This is a genomic window from Rhodococcus sp. DN22 (genome assembly GCF_036669995.1).
GTDB classification, from domain to species: domain Bacteria; phylum Actinomycetota; class Actinomycetes; order Mycobacteriales; family Mycobacteriaceae; genus Rhodococcus_F; species Rhodococcus_F erythropolis.
Map to the genome: position 1 here is coordinate 3,857,121 of NZ_CP133326.1, position 17,008 is coordinate 3,874,128.

Below are 17,008 nucleotides of genomic sequence, written 5' to 3' on the forward strand. Positions count from 1 at the left end.
ATCACCCCTGCCGTCCGGGACAATGAGTGCCGTGACGACACCACCCCTCGACCGTTTTCCTGTAGTTCTGTTCGATCTGGACGGCACCATCACCGATTCCGCTCCCGGCATTCACGGCGGCTTCCGACATGCGTTGGCAACTGTCGGCCATCCGGAGCCGACGGAAGCGATGTTGGCATCGGTGATCGGCCCGCCGATGGTCGATACCTTCAGGTCACTCGGTATGGCCCCGGCGGACGTGGATCGGGCGATCGCCGCGTACATCGAGCGTTACGACGCGACCGGGTGGCAGGAGAACTCGGTGTACGAGGGCATGGACGTCGTCCTGGGTAAGGCTCGCGCGAGCGGCACCCGACTGGCCGTCGCCACCTCCAAGTCGGAGCGATTCGCCATTCGAATCCTCGAGCATTTCGGCCTGGCCGAGCACTTCGAGTTCATCGGCGGCGCGAGTGACGACGGAACTCGTCGGGCTAAACCCGATGTGATCGCGCATTCGCTGACCTCACTCGGGATCACTCCCGTCCTCGCATCCGACGGCGGAACCCCCGACGTTCTCATGATCGGCGACCGTGATCACGACGTGCTCGGCGCCGCGAAGTACGGCATCCCCACCGTCGTCGTCGAATGGGGCTACGGTTCCGCCGAGGAAGCGCGGCAAGCGTTTCGCTCCGTATCGTCGGCATCCGAACTGGGAGGACTTCTCGATGGCCGCCACTGAACCACTCCACGTGACTGAACCACTTCATGTGACGTTTGTGTGCACCGGCAATATCTGCCGGTCACCGATGGCCGAAAAGATCTTGCTCGCGCATCTGGACCGTGAAGGCCTCGCCGACCGAGTCCGTGTCAGCAGTGCAGGTACCGAGGGGTTTCACACCGGTAGCGAGGCCGACGAGCGGACCAACGTCGTGCTCCGAGCGGGCCGGATATCCGACGGGCCACAGTGCCGCGCAGGTCAATGCAGATCATCTCGCGGCCGATCTGGTCGTCGCCCTCGACACCGGCCATGAACGTGAGCTTGCTCATCTCGGCGTGCCCACCGAGCGTCGGCGCCTACTGCGATCGTTCGACCCCGAGGCTGACGGAGAATCGGTTCCGGACCCGTACTACGGGGATCAGGAGGACTTCGAACTGGTGCGAGACCAGATCGAAGCAGCCATTCCCGACATGCTCGACTGGATCCGCGAGCGGGCCTGAACCCGGAGCAAAATTCACTCCCGTTCGGGCAACGGATACCGTGGACGTGTGCGAAGACTGAAATTCCTGTTGCGGCCCGGTTGGTTGGTACTGGCAGCTGTGGTCGGGCTCTTCGCCTACCTGTGCTTCACCGTGCTCGCTCCATGGCAACTCGGCAAGAACACCAAGACCGAGCACCGCAATGATCTGATCTCGAACTCGATCAACGCGGAGACCGTGCCGATCGGTGATGTCATCGCCGATTCGACGATCGCACCGGACGACGAATGGCGAAACATCACCGCGGCAGGCACCTATCTGCCCGACGCCGATATCCTCGTCCGACTGCAGTCCATCGAGGGCGCGCCGTCCTACGAGATCCTGACGCCTTTCCGCCTGGACGACGGCCGCACGATCCTCGTCAATCGCGGATACGTTCGGCCGATCAACGGCGCCGAGGCACCGCCCATCGCCGCGCCGCCGACCGATCCGGTCACTCTCAACGGTCGCGTGCGTCTGTCGGAAGGCACCGCGCCCGGCCGAGTTCCGATGTTCGAGGACGGCGCGAAACAGGTCTACTCCATCGACGCACAACCTATCGGCGAGTTCATCGGAACGGACCTGATCGACGCGTACATCCAACTCGAACCCGACCAGCCCGGCGGCCTGGGGACGATCCCTCTCCCCCAACTCGATGCAGGCCCCTACCTCTCGTACGGGTTCCAGTGGCTGGCGTTCGGCATCATGGCGCCGCTCGGACTGGCCTACTTCATTCGCGCGGAGTGGCGCGAACGTCGCAAGGAGAAGGCAGCTCAAGCAGCTGTCGACGGTTTCGCAGCGGACGACGCCGCTACCGAGACGACCCCGGAAGCGCCGGTGTCCGCGCCTGCCTCATCCCCCGCCGAACCGGCTCGTACCTTCAGCCGTCGCAAGAAGCCGGAGCCGGAATCAGTGCCGCTGACGGCGCAGGAAGCCAAACTTGCCGATCGATACGGCAATACCCGCTGAAATACCCGCTGACACCACAACTGCACTGATCTGCACCGCCGACGAAAGCCTCGACGCGCGGCGCAGATCGTTCGGCGTCGGCACAGTCCCTCGGCCGAGGACGGGACGCATCTCCACCCCGTGCGCGTACTCGGTCCGACCACCCAACGAAATGCCCAACGCCCCTGCCGCCGACGCTTCCGCGACGCCCGCATTGGGGCTTGGATGAGCCGCTGCGTCGCGTTTCCACGCTGACAGTGATTCCTGAACCGAGCCGCCCACCACCGGTGCACACGCAGCCGTCAGCGCACCGGTCAGCCGAGCGGGGACGATGTTGACCAGGTCGTCGAACCTCGCCGCAGCCCACCCGAATCTGCGGTATTTCTCGGAGCGGTAGCCGATCATCGCGTCGAGGGTGTTGGCGGCGCGGTAGACGAACAGACCCGGCACGCCCGCAATTGCACCCCAGAACATTGCACCGACGCTTGCATCCGAGGTGTTTTCGGCGACCGACTCCAGCGCTGCACGCGTGAGGCCCTCCTCGCTCAGTACCGATGGATCGCGTCCACACAGTGAAGGGAGAAGCTCGCGCGCTTTCGTCAGGTCGCGATCGACCTGTGACGCCTCCAATCGAGCGGCCATGTCGATGCCGGTGCGTGCAAGCGACGTCCCGCCGAGCACAGCCCAGGTAGCCATCGCTGTCGTACCCGTGACGGCCACCCAACCGGCCCGGCGCGACGCTGTTTCGGCTGCGAGCCCAAGTCCTGCGGTGCCGGCCAAGAGCACGGCAACATGAAGTGTTCCGGCCGCGCGCGAGTCCCGGTAGGACCTCTTCTGCAGCGCGATAGCCGCGGTTCCGAAGCCGGCAACCGGATGGAACCGCCCCGGATCGGCGAAGACCCGATCCGCGACGAAGCCGAGGAGAAGCCCGGCAGCTCGCGCATTGAATCGAGACTGGGACGAACGAACCGAAATCTGCACGAGCGTAGTTGTAGCAGCGACGCTCGTTCTCTGGCCAACCGTCACGTGTCTGCACGAGCCGATCTCTACCCGTCCCAGTCGATCGTCAGGTAGATCAAGCGGTGCATTCGGTTGATTTCCCAGACACGGGCAATCCCGGTCGCCAGTGCGTCGCTTTGGGAACGAACCCGGATCGTCTGCCCCGGGAACAACGCAACACTGAGACTGGGCATCTCGGCGATGTGTATGTGCGGACGGGTGGGATGCACGCGCGTCGGGTCGACGGCTACTTCGATCACAGAACTGGACATGCGTCCAGAATGGCGTATTGCGGACAATTCGTTGCCGAAAATGAAAAAACCCCGATCTGCGTCGACGCAGATCGGGGCTTGAATTCTTCGGTGGGCGCGGAGGGTTTCGAACCCCCGACCGCTGGTGTGTAAAACCAGAGCTCTACCACTGAGCTACACGCCCGAACTCCCGGTGAGACCCTCACCGGGAGTGCTCTAAGACTCTAGCGCGGCAAGCGCATTTGCCCAAAGTCCGTGGTCACGGGCTTCTCCGGGGCCGTTCATCTCGGCAAAACGAATGATTCCGTCTTTGTCGATGACAAAGGTGCCACGATTCGCGAAGCCCAACTTGTCGTTGAACACCTCGTACTTCTGAGCGACCTCACCGTGCGGCCAGAAGTCCGACAGCAAGGGAAATGTGTATCCCTGCTCGGCCGACCAGATCTTGTGAGTCGGCGAAGCACCGACAGAAATCGCGAGAATGGCGGTGTCGTCGTTCTCGAACTTCGGAAGCTCGTCACGGACCTTGCAGAGTTCCCCCTGACAAGTCCCGGTGAAGGCCAACGGATAGAAGACCAGCAGAACGTTCTTCTTACCGCGGAAATCTGCGAGCGAAACTTCCTGGTTGTTCTGGTCCTTCAAGGTGAAATCCGGTGCCTGGGCACCAACTTCGAGAGGCATGTGCGATTCCTTGGGAAAGTGCGGAAAGGACCGGGTCAGCGCTTGTTGGCCGGACGAGCCTTCGGCTGAACCAGTCGACTTCCCGACCAGTCACCGAGGTTGGCTGCCGATGTCTGCGTCAGGCCGGCAGTCGGCGCCGATTCGGCGATCTCGCTGGGCTCGACGTGTCCGTCGAGACCGGTCTTGGGAGTGAGAACCCACACGAAGCCTTCGTCGGCGAGGGGCCCGATGGCATCCATGAGGGCGTCCACCAGGTCACCGTCCTCGTCGCGCCACCACAGCAGCACGACGTCGATGACCTCGTCGGAATCCTCGTCGAGCATTTCCCCGCCGATGGTTTCCTCAACCGCGGCACGAATGCCGTCGTCGGTATCCTCATCCCAGCCCAGTTCCTGCACCACCATGTCAGTGGTAATCCCGAGTTTCTGAGCGTAGTTCTGGGCATCCGCCGCGGCGACCACGGTGGGGTCCTCCTTTTGTTGATGGTGTGTGGCGACCCCGCACACCTACCGTTTGACGATCAATTAGGGAAAGCGAACATGGTCTGAGGCGTTAGCGCAAGCCGACCACGCCGAAAACTTTCACCAAAGATCGTCTTCTGACACACGGCGAACCTTACGCCTGCGGATTACCGCAGGTCACAGGGATCCACATTCATCGAAGATCGACTTGCGAATCGAATTGCTCGTATCGCTGATCGAATTGATTTCATCGGCCGAATGATCACTCTCGATCACGACAGCAGATGAACGTAGGTTCGCGGCCAATTCGGCGAACAGTCCGGAAAGTTGCGTCGGAAGTTCACTCGAGACCGAGTCGAACCACGAGGCCGTCTCCCTTGCCGAGGAAGCAGCAGCGCTTGCTTCGGCTCTCAGGTCGGTCTCACCATGATTTCCGGCGTCGACGTAGGCATTGAACGCAACCACGTCGTTTTTCGATCGAGAGACCGCTTCCTCACAGATCGCGAACGCCGCATCTGCCGCATCTGCCGCCGCTTTCGACGAGGACGCGGCGGCCATCGAAATACTCACCTCGGATTGGTATGCAGCCACGTGCGCTTCATTGGGTACTGCCGATCCGGTCACCGCCGCCGAACATCCCACGATCACCGACAGTCCCACTGCGATCGATCCGACCGAGACCCACGCCCCGACCCTGCCGTAATTGATTTCTTTGTTTATTTTTTCCCACCCCTTCATACGTTCCGATCGATCCCCCAAGCCTGTGACTACGGGGAACCATCACACCCCTGCGTCACGCCGAAAAACGCTACCCGAGAGTAACCAGAGGCGAGGTGTGCCGGACCGACCGGGATGGTGAAAGATGAGGTACGCGCCATATTCACGATGGAAGTGCGTCGGACCTAACAAGGCCTCGATCACCTATGTAAGGACGCCCCACCACGCGTCCCCAAACCAATGAGGAGCACACGTTGTCTGACCTGATCCAGGGTCCCGCGTCCGGGCAGAACGCCGATTCCGGCGCCGCCGGCGAGTCGGGTTCGCCCGCGTCGAATACGCCGGGGGGAACCGACGGTCGCGTTCGCGTCATTCGCGAAGGTGTTGCGTCGTACCTGCCGGACATCGATCCGGACGAGACCACCGAATGGCTCGAATCATTCGACGGACTTCTGGATCGATCCGGACCCACGCGTGCCCGCTACCTCATGCTCCGCATGCTCGAACGCGCCGGTGAGAAGCATGTCGCACTCCCCGCGCTCACTTCGACCGACTACGTCAACACGATTCCGACCGAAAACGAGCCGTGGTTCCCCGGTGACGAAGAGGTCGAGCGCCGCTATCGCGCCTGGATCCGTTGGAACGCCGCGATCATGGTCCACCGCGCTCAGCGACCGGGCGTCGGCGTCGGCGGTCACATCTCGACCTATGCATCCTCGGCAGCGTTGTACGAGGTCGGCTTCAACCACTTCTTCCGCGGCAAGGACCATCCCGGCGGCGGCGACCACATCTTCATCCAGGGTCACGCCTCCCCCGGCATCTACGCCCGCGCCTTCCTCGAGGGCCGGATCCCCGCGGTACAGCTCGACGGATTCCGCCAGGAGAAGTCCCACGCCGACTTCGGCGGCGCACTGCCGTCCTACCCGCACCCACGGCTGCTTCCCGACTTCTGGGAGTTCCCGACGGTCTCGATGGGCCTCGGCCCGATGAACGCCATCTACCAGGCCCGGTTCAACCACTACCTCAACGACCGCGGCATCAAGGACACCACCGATCAGCACGTGTGGGCGTTCCTCGGCGACGGCGAAATGGACGAGCCCGAATCACGCGGCCTCGCTCACGTCGCGGCAACCGAAGGCCTCGACAACCTCACGTTCGTCGTGAACTGCAACCTCCAGCGCCTCGACGGCCCGGTCCGCGGCAACGGAAAGATCATCCAGGAACTGGAATCGTTCTTCCGCGGTGCCGGCTGGAACGTCATCAAGGTCGTCTGGGGTCGCGAGTGGGATGCGCTGCTGCACGCCGATCGCGACGGCGCACTCGTCAACCTGATGAACGTGACGCCGGACGGTGACTACCAGACGTACAAGGCCAACGACGGCGCGTTCGTACGCGATCACTTCTTCGGACGTGACCCCCGCACCAAGGAACTGGTCAAGGACCTCACAGACCAGGAAATCTGGAACCTCAAGCGCGGTGGCCACGACTACCGCAAGGTCCACGCCGCCTACGCAGCGGCCATGGCACACAAGGGCCAGCCGACGGTCATCCTGGCGCACACCATCAAGGGCTACACCCTCGGTAAGCACTTCGAGGGCCGCAACGCCACGCACCAGATGAAGAAGCTGACGCTGGACGATCTCAAGGCGTTCCGCGACATGCAGCACATCCCGATCTCGGACGCCGAGCTCGAGAAGGATCCGTACCTGCCTCCGTACTACCACCCGGGCGCCGACGCACCCGAGATCAAGTACATGCTCGACCGTCGTAAAGCACTGGGCGGGTTCCTGCCTTCCCGCAACACCGACGCTGCTCCGCTCAAGCTCCCCGAGGACAAGACGTACGACGTCATCCGCAAGGGTTCGGGCAAGCAGGAAGTCGCCACCACCATGGCGATCGTGCGCATCCTCAAGGAACTGTTGCGCGACAAGGAGATCGGCAAGCGCATCGTGCCGATCATCCCGGACGAGGCTCGCACGTTCGGTATGGACTCGTGGTTCCCGTCGCTGAAGATCTACAACCGCAACGGGCAGCTCTACACCTCCGTCGACGCCGAACTCATGCTCGCCTACAAGGAGAGCCCGATCGGCCAGATCCTGCACGAGGGCATCAACGAGGCCGGTTCGACGGCTTCGTTCACCGCAGTCGGCACGTCGTACGCCACCCACGGTGAACCGATGATTCCGCTGTACATCTTCTACTCGATGTTCGGTTTCCAGCGCACCGGCGACGGCCTGTGGGCGGCTGCCGACCAGATGGCTCGGGGATTCGTTCTCGGCGCCACCGCCGGTCGTACAACTCTGACCGGTGAAGGTCTCCAGCACGCCGACGGACACTCGCTGCTCCTGGCATCCACCAACCCCGCAGCTGTCACGTACGACGCCGCGTTCTCGTACGAGTTGGCGCACATCGTCAAGGACGGCTTGCGCCGCATGTACGGCGGCACCGAGGGCGTCGACGGTTTCGGTGGCGAGAACATCTTCTACTACCTGACCATCTACAACGAGCCGTACGTTCAGCCGGCCGAGCCCGAAGGTCTCGACGTCGAGGGCTTGCTCAAGGGCATCTACCTCTACAAGACGTCCGAAGCAGCCGGCCCGAAGGCACAGATCCTCGTATCCGGTGTCGCGATGCCCGAGGGTCTGCGTGCGCAGAAGCTGCTCGCCGACGAGTGGGGCGTCTCGGCTGACGTCTGGTCGGTCACGTCCTGGGGTGAGCTGCGCCGCGAAGGCGTCGAATGCGAACGTCAGGCGCTGCTCAATCCGTCCGAGGATGCTCCGGTTCCCTTCGTCACCACGGCGTTGTCCTCGGCCCAAGGCCCTGTCGTCGCGGCTTCGGACTGGATGCGGGCGGTCTCGGACCAGATCCGTCAGTGGGTTCCCGGCGACTACACCACGCTCGGCACGGACGGGTTCGGCTTCTCCGACACCCGCACCGCTGCGCGTCGTTACTTCAACGTCGATGCCGAATCCATCGTCGTTGCCGTGCTGATCGGTTTGGCGAAGGAAGGGTCGATCGAGCGGTCGAATGCCGTCGAAGCAGCGAGCCGATACCGCATCGACGACGTGAATGCTGCTCCCGAGCAGACCGGGGACACCGGTAGCGCCTAAGTCGTAGGACAACAGTCCAAGCGATCGAAAACAGACCTACGCCCATCGCCGCGGGTGTCATCTCGACATCCGCTGCGGCAATGGGCGTAGGTTTTTCTCATGCCCGAACCTGATCCCGAGAAACCCGAAGAGGGCGTACGCCGCACTCGACCACAGTCGTCCGGGTTGCAGGCTGTACTCGCCCGCCGTCGTCAGGTTCGCGATCCACTTCCAGAAGCCTTGCTCCGCCGCGTCAAACAGTTCTCCGGCCGGCTCTCCACCGAGGCCGTGACCGTGATGGAGGAGCAGCTTCCGTTCTTCGACAGTCTCGACGCTTCGCAACGCGCCGACGTTCAACTGTTGGTGCAGACGTCGGTGGTGAATTTCCTGGAATGGCTGCGGCAACTCGACTCGGAGATCAGCTTCGGATACGAGTCGTTTCCGGTCATCCCTCAGGATCTTGCTCGACAGCTCACGCTGCGCCAGACCGTCGACATGGTCCGGGTGGCGATGGAGTTCTTCGAGAAATGGCTGCCGGCTCTCGCCCGCAACGATCAGCAGCTGATCGCGCTGACAGAAGCCGTCCTGCGCTACGGGCGTGAACTCGGTTTCGCAGCAGCGACGGTGTACGCAAGCGCTGCCGAGTCGCGGGGTGCCCTGGACACGCGACTGGAAGCGCTCGTCGTCGACGCCGTCGTGCAGGGAGACACCGGCTCGGACATGCTCTCTCGCGCCGCCACCTTGAACTGGGATGCCACGGCTCCGGCCACCGTCATCGTCGGGTCTCCCCCGCCGGACGAGCGGGTCTCGGTTGCCGGCACCGTCCACGCGACTGCCGCCGCGCACGGGCGCGCTGTTCTCGCCGTGGTGCAGGGTCCGCGACTGGTGATGATCGTCAGCGGCGAGCTGAGCAGTAAGACGGAAGGCAGCCAATTCCTTCAAGACCTGCTCATGAGTTTCGCCGACGAGCCGGTGGTGATCGGCCCGACGACACCCTCGTTGAGCGCAGCGCACTTCAGTGCGTCCGAAGCTCTGGCGGGAATCAAGGCTGTTGCCGGGTGGCGCGGCGCACCTCGTCCCGTTTTCGCGACTGAACTGCTCCCGGAACGGGCACTACTGGGAGACGCCGCTGCCGTGAAGGCTCTTCGCGATTTCCTCGTCGCACCTTTAGCTGAATCCGGCACAGTCTTGACCGATACTTTAGACAGTTATCTCGACTGTGGAGGTGCGGTTGAGACTTGTGCACGTCTTCTGTTTGTTCATCCAAATACCGTTCGGTACCGCTTGAAGCGAATCGCCGAAGTTACCGGCCGGGATCCAACGAATCCACGCGACGCGTATGTACTACGGATCGCCGCTACCGTGGGCCGATTGACACAAATCGATCTCAAATCGAACAATTCGGTTACTTCAGTCACATCTTTAACATCCGGACAAACAAACCTGTAACCCCTGAGCGTCCAATTTCGATGGCCGAGCGCGACGTGGGATTTTGTGGGAACCCTACAAAACACTTCGCCAGAGTTCATCGCGACCGACATCTCGCAGGTCGCTCGCGGCGGTGTTCTCTTAATAAGTGATTTCGTTGCTCGCCCCGGGACAGGGCTCTCAGACACCCGGCATGCTCAGCCCCTGGCTGGCACTGCCCGGAGCACAAGACCGCCTCGAAGTGTGGTCGAAGGCAGCCGGCCTGGACCTCGTCCGACTCGGCACGACCGCGACCGCCGAAGAAATCACCGACACCTCGGTAACCCAGCCCCTCGTCGTTGCCGCTGCTCTGCTGGCATACGAGGAAATCGAATCACGTCGGCTCCTCGGCGCCGACGTCATCGCTGCCGGCCATTCGGTGGGTGAGCTTGCCGCTGCTGCGGTCGCCGGTGTTATCTCCGCTGACGACGCGGTCGCGCTTGCCGCCCTCCGTGGCGCCGAGATGGCCAAGGCTTGTGCGCTCGAGCCCACGGGCATGTCAGCCGTTCTCGGTGGAGACGAAGCCGAAGTGCTCGCACGAATCGAAGAACTCGGGCTGGAAGCAGCCAACCGCAATGCGGCCGGCCAGATCGTGGCGGCCGGACTGCTCACCGCGCTCGAAGAACTCGCAGCAAACGCACCCGAAAAGGCCAGAGTCCGCGCACTACCCGTCGCCGGAGCTTTCCACACCCGCTTCATGGCGCCGGCGCAGGACGCCGTCGCAGCTGCTGCCGCCAAGATCACCCCTTCCGATCCGACGCGCACGCTGCTTTCCAACTCGGATGGCGCACCCGTCTCCTCGGGCGCCGACGCCCTCACCAAGCTTGCCGCGCAGGTAACCCGCCCCGTTCGTTGGGACCTCTGCTCCGCGTCGTTGCGGACAGCAGAAGTCAGCGCGATCGTGGAACTCCCGCCGGCTGGAACCCTCGTCGGAATTGCCAAGCGTGAAATGCGTGGCACACCGACGGTGGCCCTCAAGAACCCGGAGGATATCTCCGCACTGTCCGAGCTGACCTAGCTCGGACGCCCACCCGGCCGATCAGCCCGAACGGCGGCCGGACGTTTCACCCCACCTCAATCGATCAAGAAGGGAGCCACACCAGTGGCCCACACTCAGGAAGAAATCATCGCGGAACTCGGCCAGATCGTGGAGGAGGTCACTGGTATCGAGCCTTCCGAGGTCACCGTTGACAAGTCCTTCGTCGACGACCTCGATATCGACTCCCTGTCCATGGTCGAGATCGCCGTTCAGACCGAAGACAAGTACGGCGTGAAGGTCCCCGACGAGGATCTCGCAGGCCTGCGCACCGTCGGCGACATCGTCGCGTACATCCAGAAGCTCGAAGCCGAAGGCGCCGAAGCCAAGAACGCAGAGTGAGCCGACCGTGACTTCCGCTTCTACCCGCAAAGGGAAATTCCCCGACATCGTCGTCACGAGCCTCGCGACGTCGACCTCGGTGGCTGGTGATGTGGATGGCACGTGGAAGGCGCTACTCGCCGGCGAAAGCGGCATCGGAATCCTCGATGACCCGTTCATCGACGAGTTCGACCTTCCCATTCGCATCGGCGGGCACCTGAAGGTTTCACCGGACGAGGGCTTGTCCCGCGTCGAAATTCGACGGATGAGCTGGGTGGAACGCCTTGCCCTCACGTTGAGTCGCACGGTCTGGAGCAACGCCGGCAGCCCTGAAGTCGATCAGGACCGCCTGGCCGTTGTCATCGGCACCGGACTCGGCGGCGGCGACACGCTCATCGACGCCGTCGACAAGCTCCGTGGCGGCGGATACCGCAAGGTGTCCCCGTTCTCGGTGCAGATGGTCATGCCCAACGGACCGGCCGCAACGGTCGGACTCGAACTCGGGGCCCGCGGTGGCGTCATCACTCCGGTGTCGGCATGTTCATCAGGTTCCGAGGCAATTGCTCACGCTCACCGCATGCTTGTCATGGGTGACGCGGACATGGTTGTGGCTGGTGGAGTCGAGAGCTTCATCGACGCCGTTCCGATCGCGAGCTTCGCCATGATGCGTGCGATGAGCACCAACAACGACAATCCGGCCGCAGCTTCACGTCCTTTCGACAAGGACCGCGACGGATTTGTCTTCGGCGAAGCCGGCGCCTTGATGATCCTCGAAACCGAGGAGCACGCAAAGGCACGCGGGGCAACGATTCACGCCCGCCTGCTTGGTTCCGGAATCACTTCGGACGGGTACCACATCGTGGCACCGCATCCGGAAGGCCTGGGCGCGGCGCGAGCCATGACCCGAGCAATCGAGATGGCCGGACTGACGAAGTCCGACATCAAGCACATCAACGCCCACGCCACTGCGACGCCGATCGGTGACATCGCAGAGGCAAAGGCAATCAACGCAGCGGTCGGCAATCACGCTGCGGTGTACGGCCCGAAATCCGCGCTGGGACACTCGATCGGCGCTGTCGGCGCCCTCGAATCAGTCCTCACGGTTCTGGCAGTGCGTGACGGGATCATCCCGCCCACGCTCAATGTTGACAGCCAGGATCCAGAAATCGATCTCGATGTCGTCAAGGGTGAACCCCGAACCGGCTCTTTCGATTTCGCACTGAACAACTCGTTCGGTTTCGGTGGGCACAATGTCGCGCTCGCCTTCGGTCGGGCCTAGCCCGAACCGCGGTTTGCACCTGTCCGCGGGTGTCGTTGCAACACAACGTCACCCGCGGACAACACCGACCTTTCGTTCCACCCAAGGCTCGTACTGAAGGAGGACGCGATGACCATCCTGGCCCCCGTGACAAAGTCCGAATCATCGACAGACCCGCGCGATCCTCTTGCGCGCCTGGAAAATCTGTTCGACCCCGGCACAACAGTGCCGCTCCACGCCCGTGACAAGTCCGGTGTGCTCGCCGCGTCCGGAAACATCGACGGCGTCCGCACCATCGCATACTGCTCCGACGCCACTGTCATGGGTGGCGCCATGGGCGTCGACGGTTGCAAACACCTCGTCAAAGCCATCGATACCGCTATCGAGGAAGAGTCCCCCATCGTGGGCCTCTGGCACTCCGGTGGCGCGCGTCTGGCTGAAGGCGTCGAGGCGCTCCACGCCGTCGGACTGGTCTTCGAGGCCATGGTCCGCGCGTCGGGTCTCATACCTCAAATTTCCGTCGTGCTCGGCTTTGCCGCTGGCGGAGCCGCGTATGGTCCAGCCCTCACCGATGTCGTGATCATGGCGCCGGAAGGCCGAGTGTTCGTCACCGGGCCAGACGTAGTTCGTAGTGTCACCGGCGAACAGGTCGACATGGTGTCACTCGGCGGTCCGGACACACACACCAAGAAGTCGGGTGTCGCGCACATCGCCGCACACGACGAGGCCGACGCACTGCACCGCGCGCGCCGCCTGGTCTCGATGATGTGCGAGCAGGGCGAATTCGATCAGCGGGCAGCGGAACTCGGCGACAGCGATCTGCGCGCCATGATGCCTGCCTCCGCGAAACGCGCGTACGACGTTCGTCCGATCGTTCACGAAATGCTCGACAACGTCGAAGGCGAGTCGAGTTTCGAAGAACTGCAAGGCAATTACGCTCGGAGCATCGTCACCGGTTTCGGCCGGATGGCCGGACGCACCGTTGGCGTCATTGCGAACAACCCACTGCGACTCGGGGGGTGCCTGAACTCCGAAAGTGCAGAGAAGGCCGCTCGATTCGTGCGACTGTGCAACGCATTCGGCGTGCCGCTCGTGGTCGTCGTCGATGTTCCCGGGTATTTGCCGGGCGTCTCGATGGAGTGGGAAGGCGTTGTCCGACGCGGAGCGAAGTTACTTCACGCCTTCGCCGAGGCAACGGTCCCCCGCGTCACCGTCGTCACTCGAAAGATCTACGGCGGCGCCTACATCGCGATGAACTCGCGAGCACTGGGAGCCACGGCCGTATTCGCTTGGCCCAACTCCGAAGTAGCCGTGATGGGTGCGAAGGCTGCTGTCGGCATCCTGCACAAGCGGGCCCTCGCAGCTGCACCGGACGACGAGCGTGAAGCATTGCACGACCGACTCGCTGCCGAGCACGAGGCAATCGCGGGCGGCGTCGACCGCGCGGTCGAAATCGGCGTCGTCGACGAGGAAATCGACCCGGCGAAGACTCGCAGCATCGTGACCGCTGCCCTCGCGTCTGCACCATCTGTCCGCGCGCGGCACAAGAACATTCCGCTCTGACAACCCTGGACAGCAAGGTGGGCCTCGCCGATACGGCGGGGCCCACCTTTGTCATTCAAGTCTTTGTCGTTCAAGCCGCGAGAGCACTCCGGGTTCAGGATGGACCTCGGTCAGCTGACACGCCTTCGCAGCCATGTCACTTCGGCACCTTCGCCTGAACTCCGGAAGGGTTCGAGTTCCTCGTCCCACGGTGTACCTATCGCCCGATCGATTTCCGCGGCGATGTCTCCACCGGAATTCATGATGGACCGCAGTTTCATCTCCCCTACGACGACATCACCGTTCGCACTGGTGGATCCGCGCCACAGGCCCAGACCGGGCACATGGCTGTACCGTTCGCCGTCGACGCCATGACTCGGGTCCTCGGTGACCTCGAACCGCAACATCGGCCACGCGCGTAGCGAGTCGACCAGGCGGGCACAGGTTCCGACGGGACCCGTCCAGTCCGTCGTCGCACGCAGAAGCCCGTCGTAGGCAGGCTGTGAGGTCCATCTCAGCTTGGCAGGGCTGTCCAACGTGGCGGACAGAGCCCAATCCACGTGCGGGCACAGCGCCGCGGGCGACGAGTGGATGTAAACCACACCAGTCGTCACGTCCGCGAATTGATTCATTTCGCGCACTCGAGCCTCCTGCTTCGACGAGGGACGTCTTCCCCAACGACCTCTGTCGAGTTCGTGCAGCACGCTCGATTGAACAGTGTGCCTTGTGTTACCCGTGTTGCGCCAGTGGAAGGAGAGAAATTTGTGCTCTACCGCGAAACTTCACCGACCACGCCATCCGACAATTCGGTCCACAAAGGCTTGGCCCAATCACCGAAATCGCGATCGGTAAGCACGACGCACGCAGTATCGATCGTGGGATCGACCCACAGGAACGTCCCGGACTGGCCGAAATGACCGAAGGTAGCGGCCGAGTTCTCGAGACCCGTCCAATGCGGACGCTTGTCGCCCCGAATTTCGAATCCGAGCCCCCAGTCGTTGGGGCGCTGAGAGCCATAGCCCGGAAGAATTCCGTTGAGCCCCGGGAACTGCACAGTTGTCGCCTCTGCGAACGTCTGCGCCGAGACCAGAGTCGGCGAGAGCAGTTCAGCCGCGAACTTGGCCAAGTCGTCTGCCGATGCCTGCGCACCGTGACCGGCCGGACCGACAAGAGCCGCGCTGGTCATCGCCAACGGCGCGAACACCGCCTCGGCCAGATAGTCGGCAAATTCGATCTCGGTCTCCCGGGAAACCAACTCGGCAAGCACCTCGAACCCCGCACTCGAGTAGATCCGCTTCGACGCCACCGGCGCCTGAACAACACGTTCGGCGAATGCCAATCCCGAAGCATGTGCGAGGAGATGACGAACGGTCGACCCCTCAGGCCCGGCCGGCCCATCCAACTCGACCGCCCCCTCCTCCAGTGCCACGAGAATCGCGTAGGCGCACAACAGTTTTGTCACCGAAGCCAGGGGGAAAACATGCGCCTGGTCGCCACTGAAAGCACGAATGCGGTCGCCCTCACCGGGATTCTTCCCGGAGAGGACGACCGCTGCCGCATTGTCGACCGGCCACTGCTGGATTACGTCGAGACTGTGAGTACTGGGCACCCGATCAGACTACTGGCACAAGAGTTGCGCTTCCGATCACCAGTCAGCTTCGGTGTAGCGGATGACGCCGCGGATGTTCTTGCCATCCAACATGTCCTGGTAGCCGTCGTTCACGCCTTCGAGCGTGTAGGTCCGAGTCACCATGTCGTCGAGGTTCAGCTTGCCTGCCTTGTACATCGCGAGGAGGTTCGGCACGTCCTGGCGAGCGTTGCCACCGCCGAAAATGTTGCCCTGAAGGTCCTTCTGAAGCATCGCCATCAGGAACAGGTTCAGCTTCACATCCATGTCCGTCAGGTGCCCCATTGCGGTGACGACACAACGGCCGGCCTTTGCCGTCAGAATCATCGCTTCTTCGACGTACTCACCCTTCATTTCGCCGACGGTGATGATCGTCTTCTGCGCCATGCGGCCATACGTAGCGTCGATGATCGGCTGAATGGCAGCGGCAGCGCTTTCGAAAGCGTGCGTTGCGCCGAACTTCAGAGCCTGCTCACGCTTCCACGGCACGGGGTCGATGGCAAAGATGTACCGGGCGCCCGATGCAACTGCACCCTGTAGCGCACTGATACCGACGCCGCCGACACCCATGATCACAACGTCTTCGCCGGGCTTCACATCGGCGATGTGGGTTGCCGATCCCCAACCGGTCGGGACGCCGCAACCGACGAGTGCGGCAACCTCGAACGGAATATCCTTGTCGATCTTCACCACTGACGACTGGTTCACGACCATGTAGGGCGAGAACGTCCCTAGCAGGCACATCGGGATCACGTTTTCGCCGCGTGCCTGGATTCGGTAGGTACCGTCACTGATGGCCTGGCCGCTGAGGAGGCCCATCCCGAGGTCACACAGGTTCTGATGGCCGGCCGAGCACGCCGGACAGGTTCCACAAGCCGGAATGAAGGACAGAACGACGTGGTCGCCGACCTCCAGACCCTTGACCTCCGGGCCGAGCTTGGTGATGACGCCCGAACCCTCGTGCCCACCCATGACGGGGAACGACGGCATCGGGGTCGCGCCGGTGACGATGTGGTGATCGGAGTGGCACATTCCGGCCGCTTCCATGCGAATCTGAACTTCGCCGGCTACGGGCTCACCGATCTCGATCTCCTCGACGGACCACTTTTCATTGAGGCCCCACAGGATTGCACCCTTGGTCTTCACGTCACTTCACCCTTTCATTCGCACACCCGCATCTATCTCTGTGACCATAGCCACAAATCTGCGAAATTGGAACGTGTTCTAACGAAAGATTTTGCACTGCAGGTCAGATGTCCAAATGACCTGGCACAACCGGCGCGGCAACAACGGAATAACGACCCACTGAGTGGGACAGGCCACACGGGCACCCGAAAGTAGAGCCGCCCCGAAAGCACGCAACCATTCGACTCCACCTCCCACCAATCGGTCGGAC

16 protein-coding genes, 1 tRNA gene and 1 pseudogene are annotated in these 17,008 nt (G+C 62.8%); 9 read left to right on the top strand and 9 right to left on the bottom strand.

Translation table 11 applies throughout. The features are described from left to right. Window positions 1-22: 22 nt before the first annotated feature. The 3 genes and pseudogenes from RA302_RS17530 to RA302_RS17540 all read left to right on the top strand — a co-directional run bounded on the left by RA302_RS17530 (window position 23) and on the right by RA302_RS17540 (window position 2,184). A complete protein-coding gene (locus RA302_RS17530) occupies window positions 23-718 on the top strand; it encodes an HAD hydrolase-like protein (protein ID WP_042445748.1) in 696 nt (231 codons plus the stop codon). Next, window positions 705-1,197: pseudogene (locus RA302_RS17535) on the top strand (low molecular weight protein-tyrosine-phosphatase). The gene RA302_RS17530 and the pseudogene RA302_RS17535 overlap by 14 nt, the downstream one beginning before the upstream one ends. Before the next feature lie 48 nt (window positions 1,198-1,245). Further along, on the top strand, window positions 1,246-2,184 hold the full coding sequence (locus RA302_RS17540; RefSeq protein WP_070160785.1) for an SURF1 family protein: 939 nt from the start codon (window positions 1,246-1,248) through the stop codon (window positions 2,182-2,184). Here the strand turns inward: RA302_RS17540 and RA302_RS17545 are convergent. The 6 genes from RA302_RS17545 to RA302_RS17570 all read right to left on the bottom strand — a co-directional run bounded on the left by RA302_RS17545 (window position 2,125) and on the right by RA302_RS17570 (window position 5,293). After that, complete coding sequence (locus RA302_RS17545; protein WP_338477331.1) at window positions 2,125-3,144, bottom strand: cobalamin biosynthesis protein; 1,020 nt, start codon at window positions 3,142-3,144, stop codon at window positions 2,125-2,127. The genes RA302_RS17540 and RA302_RS17545 overlap by 60 nt on opposite strands. 65 nt (window positions 3,145-3,209) lie before the next feature. After that, window positions 3,210-3,434, bottom strand: a complete 225-nt coding sequence (locus RA302_RS17550; protein ID WP_003941648.1) for a hypothetical protein — start codon at window positions 3,432-3,434, stop codon at window positions 3,210-3,212. Between the two features lie 91 nt (window positions 3,435-3,525). Further along, window positions 3,526-3,597, bottom strand: a tRNA-Val gene (locus tag RA302_RS17555). A 32-nt stretch (window positions 3,598-3,629) separates the two neighbouring features. Then, window positions 3,630-4,094 carry a peroxiredoxin gene (locus RA302_RS17560; protein WP_003941619.1) on the bottom strand — a complete coding sequence of 155 codons (465 nt, stop codon included), beginning with the start codon at window positions 4,092-4,094 and terminating at the stop codon, window positions 3,630-3,632. A 35-nt stretch (window positions 4,095-4,129) separates the two neighbouring features. Then, window positions 4,130-4,555 (bottom strand): DUF3052 domain-containing protein, encoded by a 426-nt coding sequence (locus tag RA302_RS17565; RefSeq protein WP_003941575.1) that lies wholly within the window; start codon window positions 4,553-4,555, stop codon window positions 4,130-4,132. 177 nt (window positions 4,556-4,732) lie between these two features. Continuing rightward, window positions 4,733-5,293, bottom strand: coding sequence for a hypothetical protein (locus RA302_RS17570; RefSeq protein ID WP_228401081.1), 561 nt, complete (start codon window positions 5,291-5,293; stop codon window positions 4,733-4,735). Between the two features lie 233 nt (window positions 5,294-5,526). Here RA302_RS17570 and aceE point away from each other — a divergent pair, with 233 nt between their 5' ends. The 6 genes from aceE (at window position 5,527) to RA302_RS17600 (ending at window position 14,006) form a co-directional block, all read left to right on the top strand. Next, window positions 5,527-8,382 carry a pyruvate dehydrogenase (acetyl-transferring), homodimeric type gene (gene aceE / locus RA302_RS17575; RefSeq protein WP_338477332.1) on the top strand — a complete coding sequence of 952 codons (2,856 nt, stop codon included), beginning with the start codon at window positions 5,527-5,529 and terminating at the stop codon, window positions 8,380-8,382. A gap of 99 nt (window positions 8,383-8,481) precedes the next feature. Beyond that, window positions 8,482-9,810 carry a helix-turn-helix domain-containing protein gene (locus tag RA302_RS17580; RefSeq protein ID WP_003941635.1) on the top strand — a complete coding sequence of 443 codons (1,329 nt, stop codon included), beginning with the start codon at window positions 8,482-8,484 and terminating at the stop codon, window positions 9,808-9,810. Window positions 9,811-9,937: 127 nt separating this feature from the next. After that, window positions 9,938-10,846 carry an ACP S-malonyltransferase gene (locus RA302_RS17585; RefSeq protein ID WP_083291512.1) on the top strand — a complete coding sequence of 303 codons (909 nt, stop codon included), beginning with the start codon at window positions 9,938-9,940 and terminating at the stop codon, window positions 10,844-10,846. A gap of 84 nt (window positions 10,847-10,930) precedes the next feature. Continuing rightward, the gene (acpM, locus tag RA302_RS17590) at window positions 10,931-11,206 is read left to right on the top strand and encodes a meromycolate extension acyl carrier protein AcpM (RefSeq protein ID WP_003941649.1); all 276 of its coding nucleotides are present in this window, start codon (window positions 10,931-10,933) and stop codon (window positions 11,204-11,206) included. Window positions 11,207-11,213: 7 nt separating this feature from the next. Further along, window positions 11,214-12,464: a KasA/KasB family beta-ketoacyl-ACP synthase gene (locus tag RA302_RS17595; RefSeq protein WP_003941591.1), complete on the top strand. Its 1,251-nt coding sequence runs from the start codon at window positions 11,214-11,216 to the stop codon at window positions 12,462-12,464. 108 nt (window positions 12,465-12,572) lie between these two features. Continuing rightward, complete coding sequence (locus tag RA302_RS17600) at window positions 12,573-14,006, top strand: carboxyl transferase domain-containing protein (protein WP_003941597.1); 1,434 nt, start codon at window positions 12,573-12,575, stop codon at window positions 14,004-14,006. Between the two features lie 110 nt (window positions 14,007-14,116). On the opposite strand, the gene RA302_RS17605 is transcribed toward RA302_RS17600, so the two are convergent. The 3 genes from RA302_RS17605 to RA302_RS17615 all read right to left on the bottom strand — a co-directional run bounded on the left by RA302_RS17605 (window position 14,117) and on the right by RA302_RS17615 (window position 16,758). Continuing rightward, entirely contained in the window at window positions 14,117-14,626 is a 510-nt protein-coding gene (locus RA302_RS17605; protein WP_042445731.1) for a DUF3145 domain-containing protein, read from the bottom strand. Window positions 14,627-14,754: 128 nt separating this feature from the next. After that, window positions 14,755-15,594 carry a serine hydrolase domain-containing protein gene (locus RA302_RS17610; protein WP_047270813.1) on the bottom strand — a complete coding sequence of 280 codons (840 nt, stop codon included), beginning with the start codon at window positions 15,592-15,594 and terminating at the stop codon, window positions 14,755-14,757. Window positions 15,595-15,630: 36 nt separating this feature from the next. Further along, on the bottom strand, window positions 15,631-16,758 hold the full coding sequence (locus RA302_RS17615) for an NDMA-dependent alcohol dehydrogenase (protein ID WP_003941638.1): 1,128 nt from the start codon (window positions 16,756-16,758) through the stop codon (window positions 15,631-15,633). Between the last annotated feature and the right edge of the window lie 250 nt (window positions 16,759-17,008).